Annotated in this window: 18 protein-coding genes and 2 pseudogenes; 15 read left to right on the top strand and 5 right to left on the bottom strand. The window is 44.5% G+C overall.

Going from position 1 to position 19,026, the window contains the following annotated elements; translation table 11 throughout:
• Positions 1-2 precede the first annotated feature (2 nt).
• Together nhaC and ACW9JV_RS14760 are read right to left on the bottom strand one after the other, a co-directional pair.
• Positions 3-1,472, bottom strand: a complete 1,470-nt coding sequence (nhaC, locus tag ACW9JV_RS14765) for a Na+/H+ antiporter NhaC (protein WP_457335759.1) — start codon at positions 1,470-1,472, stop codon at positions 3-5.
• Between the two features lie 14 nt (positions 1,473-1,486).
• The gene (locus ACW9JV_RS14760) at positions 1,487-2,641 is read right to left on the bottom strand and encodes a trans-sulfuration enzyme family protein (protein ID WP_457335757.1); all 1,155 of its coding nucleotides are present in this window, start codon (positions 2,639-2,641) and stop codon (positions 1,487-1,489) included.
• A 160-nt stretch (positions 2,642-2,801) separates the two neighbouring features.
• Between ACW9JV_RS14760 and ACW9JV_RS14755 the strand changes: the two genes are divergently transcribed.
• Complete coding sequence (locus ACW9JV_RS14755; RefSeq protein ID WP_457336076.1) at positions 2,802-3,476, top strand: FadR/GntR family transcriptional regulator; 675 nt, start codon at positions 2,802-2,804, stop codon at positions 3,474-3,476.
• 126 nt (positions 3,477-3,602) lie between these two features.
• Complete coding sequence (locus ACW9JV_RS14750) at positions 3,603-4,127, top strand: hypothetical protein (protein WP_457335755.1); 525 nt, start codon at positions 3,603-3,605, stop codon at positions 4,125-4,127.
• 131 nt (positions 4,128-4,258) lie between these two features.
• On the opposite strand, the gene ACW9JV_RS14745 is transcribed toward ACW9JV_RS14750, so the two are convergent.
• Both ACW9JV_RS14745 and ACW9JV_RS14740 read right to left on the bottom strand, forming a co-directional pair.
• Positions 4,259-5,320, bottom strand: a complete 1,062-nt coding sequence (locus tag ACW9JV_RS14745) for a zinc-binding dehydrogenase (protein ID WP_457335753.1) — start codon at positions 5,318-5,320, stop codon at positions 4,259-4,261.
• A 514-nt stretch (positions 5,321-5,834) separates the two neighbouring features.
• A complete protein-coding gene (locus tag ACW9JV_RS14740; protein WP_457335751.1) occupies positions 5,835-6,401 on the bottom strand; it encodes a TetR family transcriptional regulator in 567 nt (188 codons plus the stop codon).
• Between the two features lie 147 nt (positions 6,402-6,548).
• Between ACW9JV_RS14740 and ACW9JV_RS14735 the strand changes: the two genes are divergently transcribed.
• The 6 genes and pseudogenes from ACW9JV_RS14735 to ACW9JV_RS14710 form a co-directional block, all read left to right on the top strand.
• Positions 6,549-7,391 carry an SDR family oxidoreductase gene (locus ACW9JV_RS14735; RefSeq protein WP_457335749.1) on the top strand — a complete coding sequence of 281 codons (843 nt, stop codon included), beginning with the start codon at positions 6,549-6,551 and terminating at the stop codon, positions 7,389-7,391.
• Between the two features lie 621 nt (positions 7,392-8,012).
• The gene (locus ACW9JV_RS14730) at positions 8,013-8,981 is read left to right on the top strand and encodes a quinone oxidoreductase family protein (RefSeq protein WP_457335747.1); all 969 of its coding nucleotides are present in this window, start codon (positions 8,013-8,015) and stop codon (positions 8,979-8,981) included.
• Positions 8,971-9,405: a MarR family winged helix-turn-helix transcriptional regulator gene (locus ACW9JV_RS14725; protein WP_457335745.1), complete on the top strand. Its 435-nt coding sequence runs from the start codon at positions 8,971-8,973 to the stop codon at positions 9,403-9,405. The genes ACW9JV_RS14730 and ACW9JV_RS14725 overlap by 11 nt, the downstream gene beginning before the upstream one ends.
• 59 nt (positions 9,406-9,464) lie before the next feature.
• A complete protein-coding gene (locus tag ACW9JV_RS14720) occupies positions 9,465-10,955 on the top strand; it encodes an FAD-dependent oxidoreductase (protein WP_457335743.1) in 1,491 nt (496 codons plus the stop codon).
• A gap of 178 nt (positions 10,956-11,133) precedes the next feature.
• Positions 11,134-11,283: a hypothetical protein gene (locus ACW9JV_RS14715; RefSeq protein WP_457335741.1), complete on the top strand. Its 150-nt coding sequence runs from the start codon at positions 11,134-11,136 to the stop codon at positions 11,281-11,283.
• 111 nt (positions 11,284-11,394) lie between these two features.
• Positions 11,395-11,612, top strand: a pseudogene (locus ACW9JV_RS14710) (IS256 family transposase); the annotation flags it as partial.
• Between the two features lie 106 nt (positions 11,613-11,718).
• Here the strand turns inward: ACW9JV_RS14710 and ACW9JV_RS14705 are convergent.
• Positions 11,719-12,214 (bottom strand): annotated as a pseudogene (locus ACW9JV_RS14705) (GNAT family N-acetyltransferase).
• A 98-nt stretch (positions 12,215-12,312) separates the two neighbouring features.
• On the opposite strand from ACW9JV_RS14705, the gene ACW9JV_RS14700 reads away from it, so the two are divergent.
• The 7 genes from ACW9JV_RS14700 to ACW9JV_RS14670 all read left to right on the top strand — a co-directional run bounded on the left by ACW9JV_RS14700 (position 12,313) and on the right by ACW9JV_RS14670 (position 18,976).
• Positions 12,313-13,365 (top strand): Gfo/Idh/MocA family protein, encoded by a 1,053-nt coding sequence (locus ACW9JV_RS14700; RefSeq protein ID WP_457336074.1) that lies wholly within the window; start codon positions 12,313-12,315, stop codon positions 13,363-13,365.
• 150 nt (positions 13,366-13,515) lie between these two features.
• Positions 13,516-14,838, top strand: coding sequence for an ABC transporter substrate-binding protein (locus ACW9JV_RS14695; protein ID WP_457335739.1), 1,323 nt, complete (start codon positions 13,516-13,518; stop codon positions 14,836-14,838).
• 75 nt (positions 14,839-14,913) lie between these two features.
• Entirely contained in the window at positions 14,914-15,780 is an 867-nt protein-coding gene (locus ACW9JV_RS14690; RefSeq protein ID WP_457335737.1) for a carbohydrate ABC transporter permease, read from the top strand.
• On the top strand, positions 15,777-16,670 hold the full coding sequence (locus ACW9JV_RS14685) for a carbohydrate ABC transporter permease (protein WP_457335735.1): 894 nt from the start codon (positions 15,777-15,779) through the stop codon (positions 16,668-16,670). Before ACW9JV_RS14690 ends, ACW9JV_RS14685 begins: the two co-directional genes overlap by 4 nt.
• 106 nt (positions 16,671-16,776) lie before the next feature.
• On the top strand, positions 16,777-17,604 hold the full coding sequence (locus ACW9JV_RS14680; protein WP_457335733.1) for a sugar phosphate isomerase/epimerase family protein: 828 nt from the start codon (positions 16,777-16,779) through the stop codon (positions 17,602-17,604).
• Positions 17,601-18,617 (top strand): Gfo/Idh/MocA family protein, encoded by a 1,017-nt coding sequence (locus ACW9JV_RS14675; protein ID WP_457335731.1) that lies wholly within the window; start codon positions 17,601-17,603, stop codon positions 18,615-18,617. The genes ACW9JV_RS14680 and ACW9JV_RS14675 overlap by 4 nt, the downstream gene beginning before the upstream one ends.
• Positions 18,614-18,976 (top strand): sensory rhodopsin transducer, encoded by a 363-nt coding sequence (locus tag ACW9JV_RS14670; protein WP_457335729.1) that lies wholly within the window; start codon positions 18,614-18,616, stop codon positions 18,974-18,976. Before ACW9JV_RS14675 ends, ACW9JV_RS14670 begins: the two co-directional genes overlap by 4 nt.
• Positions 18,977-19,026 lie beyond the last annotated feature (50 nt).

Here is a 19,026-nt window from a genome sequence, read left to right as displayed (position 1 = left end):
TATTATGAAATTTTCGATTCGGAATGATCTTTATGATTTTCTTCCAACTTTCGAATACCGAAGCCGTTCGTGTAGGGTGCGAGAAAACCGTACAGCGCAGAGAATACAAAGCCGCCAAGATTAAAGATTGCCCACGGCAGGAACTCAAAATTACCCACACCCAGCGTGGTGGCCATAAACACACCGGATACCGTCCAAGGCATCAATACTTCAGTGATTGTAACGGAGTCTTCCATATTCCGGGACAGGTTCGCGGGGTGCATGTTCTTTTCCTGATAAGCTTTCCCGTAAATATCCTGTATGAGAAAATAAGTCACCAACGCGTTGGATGTGCCGTTAATTACGGCAAAACCGGTTAAAAGAGACGCAAAGGTGAGGCTTCCGATTGTTTTCAAATACACAATGACCCTTTCCAGAATAACATTCAGCGCCTGGGATTTCTCCAAGGCGGAAGCAAAGAAAAAGGCAACGAATACAAAGAACGTGGCATTGTACATAGAGTAAAGGCCGCCTCCGCTGAGCAGGGATTGAATATCTTCCGTTACGACTCCATCCCCCAATCCACTGATGGAGTCGGCGATCATGTCAATACTGAAGCCTGATACAGCTGAAGCAAAGACATTTCCGAATGAAACATTCTGAAGAATCAGAGCAAGGATCATAGCAGAGAGCGATGAGGCAAATAGAACAATTAACGGAGACTTTTTCATGATGGAACCAGCGATCACAATAACGGCCGGTATCAACAGGACAATATGAAGCTGAAACAACTGATCAATACTGTCGATCATCGTCCGGATGCTTGACAGCTGACTTGTGTCGGTTTCAATGTTCAGTCCAACAAAGAAAAACACAATAACAGCAAGGATAGATGAAGGAATGGCGGTGTATAACATATGTTTGATGTGTTCATAAATGTTCGCTCCGGCGGCGAGAGAGCTCATATTCGTCGTATCGGATAATGGCGACAATTTGTCCCCGAAGTAAGCGCCGGATACCACGGCCCCGGCGGTAACAGCCAGGGAGATATCCATCGTCTGGGCAATGCTCATCAAGGCAACCCCGATCGTACCGGCAGATCCCCAGGACGTGCCGACGCAGGTGGAAACAATCGCTGTTACCAAAAAGGCGAGCACGTAGAGATAATTCGGATTAATCATTTCCAGTCCGTAATAAATAAAAAATGGAATCGTACCGGCAATAAACCATGTTCCAATGAGCAGCCCGATGCTGAATAAAATAAGGATGGCGGGCAGGGCTTTTTTTATTTTTTCTCCCATTAACTCAATAATGGAATCCCAGCGGTTTCCGTTCAGCATAGCGAAAATGGCGAACACAACTCCCGCAAAAAGAAGCATCAATTCGGCCGGGTATTCCATCACTCCGATTCCGGCGATGAAAATGGCAACCGTTAGTACGATGGGAATCAGAGCCATGACGATGGAGGGGCGTTTTACACTGTCTTCACTCATTTTGAAACACTCCTTTAAGAAATAGTGGAGAAGGCTTGCTCCAGATCCTGAATCTGCATTTCGTGGTCTTCAAGACCGACCGATAACCGGATCAAGTCCGGAGGCAGGCCCCCGGCTTTCAACTGCTCCGCATTATCATCTTTTAACGGGGATGTGACCAGACTTTCGAATCCTCCCCAGCTCACCCCGATTTTGAAAAGGTCGAGGCTGTCAATAAAGCGGGACACATTCTCAAACCCTCCTTCTTCCAGTTCAAAGCTGATTAATCCTGTGAAACCAAGCATCTGCTCGGACAGGAAGGGAGCGGAATCGGTATAAAGTCTGGGGTGGTATACCTGTTTGACAGCTTGCTTCGTGCGCAGATAATCTACGATGTGCGATGCATTCGTTTCGTGCTGTTCCAGACGAATCGGAAGCGTTCTCAATCCCCGCAGCACAAGGTAGGCGTCATGCGGCGAAAGCACGGAACCTCCTAATTGGAAGCCGTCTTTGAAAATATGATCGATCATCTCGGCCTTCCCAATGACAGCTCCGCCGACCAGATCGCTGTGTCCGCCGATGTATTTCGTTAACGAATGGACGGTTATATCAAAACCGAACGTAAGCGGTTTCTGAAAAAGGGGAGTCGACCACGTATTATCAATAACAGAAGTGATGTTGTGACATTTGGCGATGGCGGCCGTCTCTTTTAAGTCCAGTACTTTCATCAGCATGGTGCCGGGACTTTCAGCATAAATCAACTTTGTCTCGGGCTGAATCGCGGCTTCGAGCTCCTTTGGATCATTTTCGATGAAAACGGAAGTAATCCCGAATTTCTCCAGCATGCCCGCCAGCTCTTTTGTCGGGCCGTAAATATGATTCATGAATATGACATGATCGCCGCTTTTTAAAAGAGATAAAAAAATTGAGCTGATGGCCCCCATGCCGGACCCAAAACACTTACACTGCTCCCCCCTCTCAAGTGATGCCAGTTTGTGCTCCAAGACGTTCACCGTCGGGTTAACTCCGCGCGTGTAAACATATTGTTCTCTTTCTTTTTTCTGGGCCTCGGTGAACTCCCGGAATGTCGGAAATGTAAAAAGGCTGGTCTGGTACACCGGAACGGAGGCCGCTCCATGATAGCTTTCGGTATCGATATCGGTACAAATCTTCTTATCGACCTGCAACATAACGCAACACACTTTCTAATGATGTATTGCAATTATCCTATCATACTATCATGCTGTATGAAAGGTTAGATTTTTCAGAATTATATGCAAGGTCATCTGTTTCAAGAATCTTTGATACAATGGAGGTGTCCAGACAGGAGGGTGTATAAAGGTGAAAACGATGAAAAAAGAACGGCTCTCTGAAATGGCCGCCAAAGAAATAAAAGACTATATCAAAAGAAACGAGCTGCAGAAGGGAGATAAGCTCCCGCCGGTGTCGGAATTAATGGATATCCTCGGTATTGGACGCTCCACGCTCCGGGAAGCCCTGCAGCTATTGGAATCACGTGGTGCTCTGCACGTGTTGAACGGCAAAGGCACCTTTGTGAAAGATATGAAGCCGTTTCACATTCAAACCTCCATCGAAACCGATAATAAAAAACAATTTCTGCTTGAGGCTCTGGAAGTACGGAAAGCGCTCGAAGGAAAAGCAGTAGATCTTGCCGTTCTTCATGCAGAGGAAACAGAAATACAACGAATGGAAGATTATTTGAAAGCCTACGTTGAAGCGATTCAGAATGGGGAACGGGAGAAGGCAAACGCTGCGGACGAAGGATTCCACCAAGTCATTTACGAAGCAGCGGATAACGAGCTGTTAAAAAGTATCATCGATTCGGTGGGCGACAGCTTTCATGAATTCTGGAACGAACCCTTTGGCGTGGAAGATATTTTTGACCAGAGCTATCCTTATCACGAAACCCTGTTGCAGGCGATGAAAGAAAGAAATGCAGAAAAAGCCGCCGAGGCTTTTCAGCAGATTATGGAATCTGTCAGAACCTCGATTGAAAGTTTTTAAAAGGTTTCGGCGGGAAAGAGGGGACTTTCTGAATGAAGCGTGGATTCGAATATCTCGTAGTAAAAGCAGCCGGCGCGGGTTTCGTCATGATGGTCATCTCTGTGTTTTTGGATACGGCGTCGTCTGGTGAAAGGACTGCTTTATATTGCTGCGGGGTATGCCTGTTTTCTCGCAGCAGGATGGAATATGTACATGCTGATGGCGGGGACGGTGGGCGCCGGCTGCGCGCTGCTCTTCTACGCAGGTACCGCCATTTCGAGACGTGCAGCGCCGCTGAAATACGGATTAGCCATCTTTGTGCCGTGTTTTCTGCTCATTCTTATCCCAATCGATTTTACTGAAAAAGAACAGTGGACGGGCACACGAGATGGTACATCGTATACGGCTTCTTTTGAGTACTTTCACGGAAAACACGAAATACCCGTTCATGCCGAAGCCGGGCAGACGATCACCATATCCCATGATTTCACCAGCACGAACGGCGGCGGACACGGTTTTCACGTATTGAACGAGAAAAACAACCTTGTTCCCATGCCCCGAATTGGAGAAGATAAAGCTGCTGTTGAGGCGACATATAACGGCGAATACCGCTTGGTCGTGACAGGCAATGAGGTGGAAGGAAACTTCACCGTGTACTGGGAGATAGAATAGTGTTCCGGGTTTCGCCGATAAAAATCAACATGCCGCCGATAACCGCAGCAAAAGCGCCGATAAATTACCTCCTACCGCCGATATATAGGAAAAAGCGCCGATATCCAGGCAGGAACCGCCGATTCGCCTGCTTAATTCCTGCTTGAAGGCAGGATCACAACTTTGCCTACATGCTGTTGTTGTTTGAAGAAATGCTGCGCTTTATGAATCTTGTTCAGCGGAAACGTTTCGGCCACACGGGGGTTGATACGGCCGGCGTTCGTTTCATCCACCAGCTTCTGAAAATGGGCCGGTGTGTGCATGGATGATCCGATTAATCTCCGATTGTGCAGGTAGAGCCGGCGCAGGTCGAGAGATACGACGGGCCCGGCAACGGCTCCCGCAATGACCCAGCGGCCGCCTTCCTTGAGGAGCGGTGACATGCTGGTTAACGTTTCTCCTCCGACCACATCAGCCATAACGTCCAGGCCTTCCGGGGCCGCATCCAATATAGTTTCTGCGATACTGTCGGAATCACGGTCGATAACGTGGGTGGCGCCGGCTGCGGTGACTTCTTCGGCTTTGGCCGATTTACTCATGGCTATGACGGAAGCACTCCGCGCGGCGGCAAGTTGTACTAACGCTAAGCCTACACCGCCCGAGGCACCGGTGACGAAGACCGTTTCTCCGTGACCGACGCCGGCGCGCTCCAACATGCCGAGAGCCGTTCCGTATGCTGTGGGCAGGCAGGCCAATTGTTCATCTGATAAGGGAGAATCGCTCACATCATGGGCCTGCGCCGCGTCCACCACAGCATATTCGGCAAATCCGCCGTCTTTTTCGCTCCCTAAAAGCCCGATTGGGTGGGCATCGTCGTTTGCTGTCTCATAAAAAGCCGGATCGACCAACACACGCCTGCCTGTAAGACTGGCATCGACCCCTTCCCCGACACGGCTGATGCGGCCGACCATGTCAGCGCCCTGGATCCGCGGAAACTCTACCGATCCGCGCCACCCGGCTTTCGCATCGGGGTTTCCGGGGAGTCCGTAAGCCCCTTCCCGGGTCCAGATATCCGTGTTGTTGACGGATGCAGCGGTCATGCGTACCAACACCTGCCCCGCCGGCACTTCAGGCACGGGAACATCCTCGCGCAAATGTAAAACATCCGGTCCGCCAAACGCGGTCAGTACGGCCGCCTCCATAACTTCACTCAACTCCATCGCTTCCTTTCCTGGTTCTGTTTCTCTTCTTTGTAACTATCACTTGAAAAATATTAAAGATAACCATTATCAAGGCTCCGGTTAATGACCCTAATACAGAGTATATACTGCGGGAAACCAAATAACCTCCAATGGAACCTCCGATAAATGAAATGAGTGCATAAAAACTGAGTCTCCATTGGGAAGAGGTCCATTGAGTTTCTATCCTTTTCACATGAGAAATGATCGTTTTTACACGTTTCATCCTGATATAGAACCTGCCTCCCCTCGTTTGGAACAGGGACAACCACATCCCATGTACCTTGATTAAAATAAAAAGACATCCACTTTCTAATCTTGGAAATCTTAGATGATATATTATTAATAGACCGCTCTTCCGCATCAGTCCCAGATGGTAAATTTCTTTCATCTTGTTTTGTAAGTTAAACAGGCCCCACTTTGAAAAACAAGGTGGGGCTTATTTGACGCTTACTTTTCAAGAACGCTTGATCAGCGCGTGTCTTAGGTGTTACGTCCTTTGAACCATTAACGTGATTTCTCTGGAGATGGATTCTCTTAACACATCCAGGTTCTCCGTGACCTCAGAATCAAGTACGGGACCGAAAGGATTTGTTGGCGTCCAGGCAGTAGCCAGAGTCATGACGGTCGCTAACAGCACGCTGGGAGGAAAAACATCGCTAATGTGACCGGAATTTTGAGCATCTGTGATTTGCTGCAGCTTCTCCCTGTAGATAGCCATTCGTTCGGAGAGATTCACCGATACTTCCTCCAGGTGGGCCCACCTCATCAACCTTATTAGTTTGGGGTTTGTCATGGCAAAGTCAAATACTTTGACCGCATAACCGGGGAGATCACGCGGCGTGAAAGGAATCTCTTCGAATGCACGATCAATATATTTTTGTAGAACAGTGGCAAAGAGTGTTTCTTTGCTCTCAAAATAAACATAGATCAAATTTTTATTGCATGCCGCCTTCTTGGATATTCTTCCCACTCGGGCTCCGGCGATTCCAAATGCAGCGAACTCATCCAGGGCGGCGTTTAAAATTTTTTCACGTGTTGCTTCGGCTTTTCCCATGCTCATCATCCTTCATTTCAAATTCGTTGATTCGTGAATGGTTGTTTACATTATATCATTGACTAAATGGTTAAAAAAAGCTTATAATTTAATTAACCGGTTAGTTAAAAATATGACCGAAATCTTTTTAGAAAGAAGGATGGGAAAATGACTCGACGGACATGGTTAATTACGGGAATCAACAGCGGCTTTGGACGGCATATGGCTGAACAGCTTCTGGAGCGCGGCGACCGCGTAGCAGGTACTGTACGAAATTTGAATTCGGTGGACGATCTTAAAACGGCGTACGGGGATCTTCTATGGGTGACCCATCTTGACATGACCGACACGCCGGAGGTGTTTAAGGTCGTCGCCGAAGCTTTCCAACAACTGGGCAAAATTGATGTTGTCGTCAGCAATGCAGGCTACGGTCTATTCGGCGCAGCGGAAGAATTGATAAACGACCAGATCACCCATCAGATTGACACCAACCTGGTCGGCCCCATTCAATTGGTGCGAGCATCCCTGCCGCACCTGCGTACGCAGGGCGGAGGACGGATTATTCAGCTTTCTTCGGTCGGCGGCCAAGCTGCTTATCCGGGAGGCTCCCTCTATCACGCGACGAAATGGGGAATCGAGGGTTTTATCGAATCAGTGATGGGGGAAGTTGATCCGTTTAACATCGGGCTTACGATTGTAGAGCCGGGCGGTGCACGCACGAATTTCAAACAGCAGGCTGCAAAGATGGCTCCCAAATTGGATGCCTACGATATTTCTCCGACTGCAGTAGTAAGAAAGAGCCTTGAAGACAGTACTGTTCCTCCGATTGGTGATCCAGCCAAGATGGTGAAGATCATGATCGATAGCGTCGATCAGCATCCGGCGCCGAAAAGATTAACCCTCGGCAGCGACTCTTATCAGGTACTCCATCAAGCCCACTCGAACCGGCTCAAGGAATTGGAGTCCCAGAAGGAGCTAGCCTTCTCAACGGATGATTCGGAAGAGGGCTAACAGGGAGAAGGGCAGGCTTCCCACAACCGAGATCAATACGGATAAAGCGGTTTGGGATTGCTATGCCCAACAAATCCTTGTTTAAGTCAAATCTTCACTTTATCATCTATCTAATTAACCCCCTGGTGACAGCTTCGCTGGTACTGCCCCTTGATGAATTGAATTACTTTTTGTTCAAGAATCGGGCGCTTTCCTTAAGTAAGGAATAAGCGCCTGTTTTGCGTGAAAGTGTCAACGTGCTCCCCGGCACGCCGGCTCAGTCCGATTCGGGAAATTCCGCATAAGGAGGGTGGATATTTGTTCGATATCGTCCGCACTCAACTCAAATTTTATTCCGAAATCGGTTCATAAAGAGCGGATCTTATCTCAATTTCAAGTCTTCAATCATCGGGCACAATTCTGAAGTAGTGAATGGCGCTCTTTATTGATTTATAGGGCCAATTAATGGAATAAAATTTAAAAAATATACTGCGCTCAAACGTTTCCTTATAAGTGCTAACATGAAAATTGATCGGAAATGAATTTGAAATAAAACGTGTATTTTGCACATAACTGATGTTATACTATATTATGTGCAATACGCACATAATTTCAAAAAAGCGGAAGAAGGAATTAATAACTATGAAGGCAGCAATCGTAAAGGATAAGGGGACCATTCCCATAATGGGTGATTTTGATTTTCCCGTTATGACAGATGGGCAAGTATTAATTAACGTTACGGCATCAGCACTAAGTCGGGTTAGCAAGTTCCGTTCAATGGGCATGCACTACTCATCCAAAGTAGATTTTCCAATTGTAGCCGGTATTGATGGGGTTGGAACTTTGGAAGATGGAACTCGTGTTTACTTTGCACTGCCTGTTGCACCGTATGGGAGCTTGGCTACGCAAACGATTGTCACTGAAAAGCTGACTGTCTGTTTACCGGATAGAATTGATGATCTCACCGCTGCCGCAATTGCTAACCCGGCTATGTCGTCATGGGCTGCATTAGTATTTCGAGCAGGCTTCAAATCCGGTCAAACGGTATTAATTAATGGCGCTACTAGTGCATCCGGTGGTTTAGCAGTTCAGATTGCCAAGGGTTTGGGGGCCAAGAAGATTATTGCAACGGGACGCAATGAATCAAAGTTGCAAGCACTTGAAGCCGATGAGGCCATTGCATTTGATATGACAGTCGCCGACGGACAAAAAACGTTTGAAAAAGCCATCACTCCAGTTATTACCAATGGTGTAGATGTTATATTGGATTACCTTTGGGGCGATAGCGCGTTCACCATCATGGCAGCTCTTGCCAAGACAAATACGGATCGTGCAACTCGTTTTGTAAGCATTGGAACTTCATCTGGACAAGAAAGCATTAATTTACCTTCAACGATTTTGCGCTCATCAACAATTGAACTGGTAGGGAGCGGAGATAAGAGTGTTTCTAAAGCTGATATGCTATCCGCTGTTAAAGGTGTTTTTGAAATGGCAGCCGAGGGGGAGATAAAAATGGCCGCAAAAGAGTATGCGCTGGAAGAGATCGAAGAGGCCTGGAATGCCCCGCTCATTCCCCGTCCGGTTGTAAAGGTGAATAATTATGGAAAATGAGATTTTTAAAGCGCTGATCGATTTGGTTTCCATTATCAATCGGCCGGATCGTGACAAGAAAATGATTGCTAATGCAGGCGTGAATTTGGAGCCGGCAACCTTTCGCATCTTTGTTGGCATCGCGCATCTCCAAACGACTAGCGTTAGTGATTTGGCTGCCATGATGGGGAAAAACTATTCAAGCGTGAGTCGACAAATCGATAAGTTAGAGACCGCCGGGTTGGTTCATACCTATCCATCAAGTTCCGATTCCCGCATTCGAGTGTCAGAATTGACGAAATACGGGGGAGAAATCAATGCAATGATCAGCCTTGCCCGTGAGCGAGTGATGCGTGAAGCGTTGGCTGATTGGACTCCGGAGGAAAAAGCCAGCTTATTGCATCATTTAAGACGTTTATTCGAGTCATTGCAAAGGTTTGACTAGTACTGTTATTGCAAGTTTAATCCCATTTGGTGGGAAATCAGAAAAAGGAGACCGTTAAGATGAAAAAACCGTTAAATTCTCATCAAATAAAAGAAGGGGAAGCTATCGTGATTGGAGGGGGCATTGCAGGCTTACTGACGGCCCGCATTCTTTCTGATTATTATCAGGAAGTGATAATTATAGAACAAAATGAGATACCCCAAGAGCCGTCTATTCGTCCAGGTACGCCTCAAGCTTTTCACCCTCATCGTGTACTACCACGCGGAAGTATGATTATGGAACGTTTTTTCCCTGGCTATGTCGATGATTTATTAGCTCAAGGGGCTCATCCCACACAAAATGAAAAAAAGAGCCTATTCACCTCGTACGGGCTTCTGCAAATGACTCCTCCTGAAAAAAATGCAGAAAACAGTCGAGCACTATTGGAGTGGACGTTTCTCCAGCGTGTACAAAGGATTTCAAATATTCATTTTCTTTCCAGGCAAGCAGTGACATCTCTACAAACATCGGTTGATCAAAGTCAAGTGACAGGTGTTCATATAAAAGAACGAAGTGGACAAAAACAAGAACGAACAGTGGCTGCTGACTTAGTAGTGGATACAAGTGGACGTTATTCCAAGCTTATTAAATGGCTTGAAGATATGGGACTTGAAGTGCCACAACCAGAACGTCTAAAGGTATCTCTTGGCTATAGTACACGCTATTATCGAGTTCCCCCACATGTCAAAGAGAAATGGGGAAGCGTAATTTCGGAAGCACAACCGGATAAAGGAATTGGTGCGGGGATGCTAGGGTATATCGAAGATAACATGGCTCAAACGTTACTGTTTAGCGCAGGTGGTGCCCACTATCCATCAACTAACGCGGAAGAATATGAACAAGAATTGCTTGAACTCCCTACCCCTAGACTAGCGGAAGTAGTTAAAGAGCTGGAACCGATTGGTGCTCCGCGAGGCTATCGTACACCCGAATCAGTTCGTCAACACTTTGAACAAATGGAAGATTGGCCAGCTGGATTACTCGTGTTGGGCGATGCGTTTTGTAACTTTGATCCCATCTATGGACAAGGGATGACCGTAGCTGCGATTGAAGCCGAAATGTTAGACATTTGTTTGCATGAACATCGTCATACCTTTCAACCCCACTTCGAACGCCAGGTATTACAGCGCATGCAAGAGGTGATTGAACCGGCATGGTGGCTGAGTTCTGTTGCGGATTTACGTTGGAAAGGGGTCGAACATGTGGGGGCTGAGCCATTAAAAGGGGTGTCCTTTGCACAAAAGTATTTCGATTTGTATGTCAAACAGGCCGTGAAATTGGCAATCGAGGAGAACGATCCTTCTATGTACCAACAGTATTTTATGATGAAGGGACTAGTTCTTTCTCCTCGTGACATCATTAATCCGCGAACGCTCGACACGTTATTGACGGGGGATGGATCTCCAGAGGAGAAGCAATTGTCAGCTGAATTAGGAAACGTAGTTGAACAACCAATACAAGATAGATTAGATGAGCTGATTCCTTCCTTTTCGTTAACATTCGATAAATAGAAGACACCAAATTCGTTTTTTCTATGTAACCTTGATGTTCAACAATCAGGCAATATTCTGGAATAAGCGATTATATAAACATCACTGAAGTAATTGTAATTAAGATAATTAGAGCGAACAGAAAGTAGTAATTGTAAAGTAGAGAAGTTCTTTCAAATCAACCAAAGGGGGATTTACTTTGAAGTCCATAAAGGTTCATCATTATGATGCGTTTAGTAAAGAAGCTAATATAAATGGAGATGAGCTAACAGAAAAAGAAATGCAGGAAATAGCTTTCGAGGTAAAGCTCTTGAAGACAAAAAAAGAGGCAGGGTATTCTCATAGTTAACGACCAAATCAACTAGTAAAAGGAGATGCCCTACCTCATGTCTACAAGTATAGGACAAAATAACCTCGAAAATCAATTGGACGATATGGTCCGTTCTTTCGTCCAGGAGAACGCCCGATGATTTACACGACGATTATCTTTGAGCGCACCATGAAGGAATTTAAGAAACGTTTGAAGACAATGAACAGTCTTCCTTCTGAGGAGGCGGTAGAGAAAGTCATCTACATGGTTTCAGACGAATGCAACACCAAGTGGGCAACACACGTAAACTTCGTGGTTTCAAAGAAGCAAGTCCTGAACTGCACACCATGTTTGAGGAACGTTATGGATACAGACCGAAAGGGGGGGACCTAATCCTCCTCCGAGAACCACCCTGCCGTTTTGCTCAAACTTATTGGCGGTACCCACAGCATTCGGCAGGGCAGTCATCTTTTTTTATTCCTCCCAAAAAGGCCATGAGTACTGCACGATCCCACCCTGCACCTTGTCCAAAGCATATTCTGTAAGCTCCAGCACCATAAAGGCTTCGGGCGGGACCTCAAACGGCGCTTGAATGTCCCACTGATCCGCGCCGCTCGAAGCCGAATTTGGTGTAATACTCCGGATGCCCGAGCACAACGACCGACGAAAACCCAAGCTCTCCGGCCCGTCTCAGCACATCATGCATCAACTGCGTGCCGATGCCCTGATTCTGGTGTTCCGGCGCCACCGAGACAGGCGCAAGCGCGAGAGAATCCACAGCGGCCCTGTCATCTTCAATGGTGATCCGGGAGAGCAGAATGTGACCGACGATCTGCTCCCCGCTGTCCAACGCTATCAGTGACAGTTCCGGAATGAACGCATCCGCCTCCCGCAGGTTCTCCACCAGCACGTGTTCCGTCGGATCGCTGAAGGATTCAAGATAGAGCTTAAAATTGGCGTAATGGAACATGATATCAGCGATCAAGGATGTTGACAACGGTTTCACTTTATAAAAATTGTCCTTATTAACTATGAAAACACTTTTAAAATGTTTTAATATTAAGATAACTGATCAATAAAAAAAGGGGGGATATCATTTTCAAAACTGCAGTAGTAGGGGTAAATAACATCGGTAACATTCATTGTCATTTTTACAACAACCATGAATATACAGAACTGGTAGCTGTCTGTGATTTATTGAAAGAACGGTCACAAAATGCAGCAAAGCAATATAATGCTAATTCCTATACAGATGTTAGAGTTATGTTGGAAAACGAAGAGATTGATATTGTCAGCATAGCTACAGCTGGTGAAGAAAATGGAAGCCATCACTATACTCCGGCCATGATAGCTATAGAAGCCGGAAAAGATGTCATCGTAGAAAAACCTCTTTCAAATAATATAAACGAAGCGAGAAAGATGGTTCAAAAAGCTACAGCCAAAAATACACGTCTTGCTTGTAATCTGAATCATAGTTTCGTTCCTGCAGCATTTAAGGGAAAAGAACTAATAAGGGAGGACAAATTAGGTAATCTCTTATTTTTAAACATGAAACTTACCATTCAGAATCCAAAAGATAGAAGTCCATGGTTTCACTTGCGTGCGCTGCATCCTCATTCAATTGATGTCATGAGATATTTTGGAGGAGAGATTAACCGAGTGCAGTCCTTTATGACGAAAGCTCCAGGAAGGGATAGTTGGTCTACTGCTTCTATCAATCTTGAATTTGCCTCAGGGGCTGTAGGACATTTAACAGGCAGTTATGACATGTCAAAACGTCATCCCATTGAGTACTGTGAAGTGGCAGGGGACAAGGGCAGGTTTGTGATTGATAATGTTTATGAACACTTTGCTTTTTATCCGCATGACAGCAATGATCTATTAGTCCTTCGAAATTCTATTATGACGGGGGTGGGTCGTTTTCATGAAACAATTACAAACCGACTGGCTCATTTTGTCCATCAAGTAAAAAATAGAGTGGAACCAGGTGATATGGATGCTTCGGGAGCTGATGCACTGGCTGGACTGGAGATAATCGAAGCAGCTATCCAATCACAAATAGAAAATGGCAGGGTCATGGAGGTATGCAAAGTTCACACGGCAAAGAATGAAAGGGTGTAAACGTTGGCTTGGAGAGTATTTCAATGTCACATATTGTCATTAAAATTCTAAATTTTCAAATAATAAATTAAAATACAACATTGTTCCGTGACGGATAAAGTCAATCAGGCACAAAAATTTTGAAAGCGGTACCAATAAGGAGGAAGTAAAATGGGGAAGTGCAAATCGAAATGGTTTTTGACGAGTGGTGTCCTGCTGTTGTCTATGGGACTGGTGGGATGTAGTGATGGAGGAAATTCAAGTAGTGCTGGGGGAAGTGAAGGAGAAGAAACAGTAGAATTAGATTTTTTAGTCGCTGATTCGGTTAATACAAGCGGCCTTGAAGCTGTAGCAGAAGCAGCAGAAGAAGAGTTGAATATTTCCGTGACATTTGATACACGCCCAGGAGGTCCGGAAGGAGAAAATTTGGTTAAAACGAGGTTGGCTACAGGCGATATTGCTGACTTAATTATTTTTAATACCGGAGCCCTGCTGGAAACCATTAATCCTACACAAAATTTTGTTGATTTATCAGACGAACCATATATGGATAAAATTATGGATGATTATAAAACCACCATTGATTTCGATGATGGGATATATGGTGTTCCCAGCCAATCCAGTAACGTTGGAGGATGGTTATATAACAAAGCGATTTACGAAGAGCTCGATTTAGAGATCCCTGAAACATGGGACGAATTAATGGAAAATATGGAGATTGTAAAAGATGCAGGTTATACCGCAGCTGTTGGATCGTTTGATGAAATTTCAAGAACACAAATACCGGTTTTAGCAGATTATTATAATGTACAAAAACTGGAGCCGGATTTTGCAGAAGATTATACAGCCGGGGATGCAAAATTCGCAGATACTCCAGCAGCACTTCGTGGGTTCGAAAAAGCCTATGAACTTGGCCCTGGAGGAAGAGATTTTTACAATGAAGATTTTAATGCGACAACCCATGAACAAGGAATGGCCATGCTGGCAACTGGCGAAGCAGCCCATTTTGCAAATTTATCTAATGTATTACCAACGATAGAAGATAATCATCCTGAGAAAATAGAGGATATTGGTATTTTCCCTCAACCTGCTGATGGGGAGCATGAACCTGGTTTTACGGTTTGGATGCCAAATGCTATATTAATCAGCCAAGCTTCTGAGAAACAGGAAGCAGCGAAAGAATGGCTTGAGTTTTATATGTCAGAGGAAGGGCAAACGCTTTTTGCTGAAGAGTTTGAAAGTGTTGGCCCATACGTAGTAGAAGGCGCAGAGATACCAGATGATGCCTATGAAGCGGTAAAAGAAATGCAGCCATATTTTGATGAAGAAAGAACAGCTCCAGCATTGGAGTTTGTAAGTCCAATCAAAGGAGCGAACTTGCCGCAAATTTTATCTGAAGTAGGGGGAGGATTCACCTCTCCTGAAGAAGGGGCAGAAACGTATGATAAAGATGCGAAAAGGCAGGCTGATCAATTAGGAATTGAGGGCTGGTAAGGTTAAATAACGGGAGAGAACTTATGAATCTTTCGGGAACAATAGGTTCTCTCAAACTAAAAGGAGGGGTTTTCCATGAATGCCATTAATGGCCGTATGTATTCATACTACTTTCTCTTACCGGCTGCCATTATTTATTTTGTGTTTTTTCTGTTTCCAACGTTGATGTCCTTTTTTTACAGCATGACGTGGTGGACCCTTACGGATTGGGAGTTTATTGGATTTGAAAACTTTGTCACTTTTTTTGAAAGTCCGTCCTTGCGGATAGGCTTTAGAAACACTTTATTTTTTGCAGGAACAGCTGTAACAGGAAAAGTCATCTTAGGTTTATTAATAGCAGTTTTTCTTTGTTCTAAAATCAGAAATAAAGATATTCTTCGGTCTATTGTTTTTTTTCCTGTACTTATCAGTGCTGTTGCAGTGGGGGCTACTTTTGGTGTGATGATGCATCCAACAGACGGTATTATTAATAACGGGCTCAATTTATTCGGACTACCTGCGGTTAATTGGCTCGGAAATCCGAATCTAGCTATCTTTTCTGTTGCCTTTACTGATATTTGGCGTGGGGTAGGTATCGCTACGGTTATATTTATAGCGGGAATCATGGCCATTCCTGGGGAGTATAAAGAAGCTTTGAAGATAGATGGGGGAAATGCGTTTCAGGAATTCTGGCACATCACCCTTCCCTTATCGCGGCCGGCGATCAATACGGTTATTATTCTGGCGCTTATTGATGGACTTCGAAATTTTGATCTCGTGTGGGCGATGACAGGAGGAGGACCTGGCTTTAGCTCCGATGTGCTGGCTTCTATTATTTATAAACAGTACGCCAGCGGTTTTTATGGACTGGCTACTGCAGGTAATGTAATTTTATTTTTATTTGTGGCATGCGTTGCCTTTCCTGTCTTTAAATTTATTAATCGAAAAGAGGTGGACTTATGAGTGTTGAATATGAAAAAGGCCGTGAACTCTCCGATAAAAGAACAGTTAAATACACAAAAAAGGAGAAAAAAAGCAAAAGAACCCTTATTGCTGAGATCTTTGGCACTTTGTTTGCGCTTTTATTTTTTGGAGTACCGGCATATTTCGTATTGATAAATTCAATGAAAACGTCAACAGAAGCTGCACAATTGAAATTGTCCTGGCCAAGTTCGTTTGAGTTTCTTTCTAACTATAGAGAAGTTATAACAGCAAACGATGGAAGGTTGCTTCTTGCTTTTTTCAATAGTGCGATCATTACGATATTCACCATCAGCCTATTAATTATCGTTTGTTCGATGGCTGCTTTCGTATTGGCGCGGAGAGAAGGGATAGCGGGATATTTGAATTATTTAGTCTTAATTGGATTAATGATTCCGCCGGCGATTGTTCCGACGATTTGGGTACTGCAAGGGTTGGGGCTGTTTAAAACGTTTCCGGGCATCATCTTTCTAGAAACGGCGTTGCGGTTTTCTTTCGCTTGTATTCTTTACAGAGCCTTTGTTGCTACCATTCCAAAGGAGCTGGACGAGGCGGCTTTGATTGACGGCTGTGGTCCGCTTCGGTTGTTCTTTCAGATCATTTTCCCATTACTTAAACCGGTAACGGCTACGATTATCGTTTTATCCTCGATTCAAGTGTATAACGACTTTGAGAACATGCTGTACTTCTTTCCGGGTGCGGAAAATGCTACGGTACAGCTGACATTGTATAACTATACCGGGATGTTTGGCACCTCTTATCATTTATTATTTGCCAATGTCATCTTAATTTGTATTCCGATGCTGCTTTTGTTTATTTTCTTTAATAAACGCATTGTATCGGGTATGACGGCAGGTGCGGTAAAAGGTTAAATCGGAAAGAAGATATAGACTGTATAGACTCTTTTGATGGCTTAATTAACAATGAAAAATTCTCTAATTTATTTTAATATTAAAATTATTAAAGGGGGAGAAATGAATGAAGCTAGGAGTAAATTCTGTATTGTTTGGCGGTTATGATTTAAGAACAGCAATAGAGCATATAAAATTTAGCGGGTACGAGGGTATTGAATTGGCTTCTATTGTGGGAATGGCAGAACATTTAACAGATGCAGCTGATGATAATGAATTAGCGGAGATTCGTAATATGGCAGAAGAAGCAGAGCTTGAACTCTACTGTGTGGAAGCGGCAACAAATATTTTAGTTCCCGAAAATCGCGAGCGTACAAAAAGAGTGTTTGAAAGAGCAGCTAAACTTGGCATTCCAATGGTAACCTCAGGAAGCTCTGGAGAATCTGATAATGAGGAGAAAACAGAAGAATCGATTCGAGCGATAGAAGAGCTGTCGAAAGCCGCGGGCGATGTTGGTATTCGTTATGCTTTAAAACTGCACTACGGTCAAAGTATATATAATACGAAAACGGCTTTGCAGCTCGTGAATGAAGTCAAAGACCCAGCACTGGGATTGAACTTTGATGCGACACACGTTGGTCGTGTAGGGGACGATCCGGTTGCTGCTATTGATGCACTTCAAAATTATATTATTCATACCCATATCCGCGATACTTTTATGGAGCAGTTGAAGATTGCTCCTCCAGAATATCAGATTGCAGGAAGAGGATCGGTTCCATTAAAAGCAGTCGTCGATAAAATGGTCGATACAGGATATACAGGAGCGACTGTTTTAGAAATCATTGGAGCAAAAGAATATGAACTGCCAAACGTAGCAGCGATTGCCGCGGAAAGCCACGGTTATTTGAGCAGACTTTTTCAGGAATCTAAACAAAGAAAGGGAGTTATTGAATGATTAAAGTAGCAGTAGTAGGTGTAAACAATATTGGAAAGGTTCATTGTCGGTATTACAGCCAAAACCCTGAGGCAGAGCTGGTAGCAGCTTGCGATATTATAGAAGAACGAGCGGAAGCCATGGCGGAATTGCATGGTTGTAAAGCGTATCCAGACATAAAGGTGATGCTTGAAGATGAAGAAATAGATATGATAAGCATTGCAACAGCTGGGGAGGAGAATGGCGGGGACCATTTTGAACCGGCAATTATGGCAATAGAAGCAGGAAAAGACGTGCTTGTGGAGAAACCCATATCTAATAATATTGAAGAAGCAAGAGAAATGGTTCGTTTGGCAAAAGAAAAGAATGTGCGATTGGTGAGCAATTTAAATCATCGATTTGTACCAGCGGCTTATAAAGGAAAGGAGTTAATAGAGGAAGGGAGCCTGGGGACGCTTTTATTTTTAAACATGAAACTTACTATCCGGAATCCAAAGGAAACAAGCCCATGGTTTCATCTACGTGCGCTTCATCCCCATTCAATAGATGTAATGCGTTACTATGCCGGAGATATTAAACGAGTTCAATCGTTTATGACTAAGGCGCCTGGAAGAGAAATCTGGTCTACTGCTTCTATTAATCTTGAGTTTTCAACTGGCGCTGTCGGGCATTTAACAGGAAGCTATGACATGACAGGACGTCATCCGATTGAATATTGCGAAGTAGCAGGGAATAAAGGCAGGTTTGTGATTGATAATGTCTATGAAAATTTAACCTTCTTTCCGCATGATAAGGATGAACTAACCGTTCTTCGTAACTCAATCATGACAGGAGTCGGAAATTTTCAGGAAACATTTAAAAATAGATTGGATCATTTTGTTAAACAAGTGAAAGAAGGAGTGAAACCCCGTGATATGGAAGCCTCTGGAGCTCATGCCCTGGCTGGTCAAGAGGTGATAGAAGCAGCAATTCGCTCTCAAATGGAAAACGGTGCGGTTATAGAAGTTCCAAGTGTAAAAGGGGCAGTACAATGATAGGAAACCAGAAATGGATTATTCCTGATGGCTTTCTACAGCCTAAAAGTTCAGGAGAGCAGATCAGTCATGAAGCGGTGTGTGTTCTTAACTTAGAAGAAGAGCCTGCTTTGATACGTCTCACCTTTTATTTTGAAGACCGTGCTCCTATGAATACCTTTACAACAAAATGTAGTCCCAAAAGAACACACCATATTAGATTGGATGAAATGATTGATGAGAATGGCCAGGAAGTGCCAAGGGACATACCTTATGCAATTGAAGTGAATAGTTCCGTTCCAATTGTGGTACAACACAGTCGCCTCGATACGTCCCAGGAGCCGTTAGCACTATTTACGACAATGGCTTACTCCGGATAATTGTTTTTGAAAGTGTTATAAGAATCGCGACAAGTCCGGTTATCAATAAG

The organism is Salibacterium sp. K-3 (assembly GCF_054052005.1).
The sequence above is the reverse complement of the archived record's forward strand: the minus strand, read 5'-3'. Positions and strand labels throughout refer to the sequence as shown.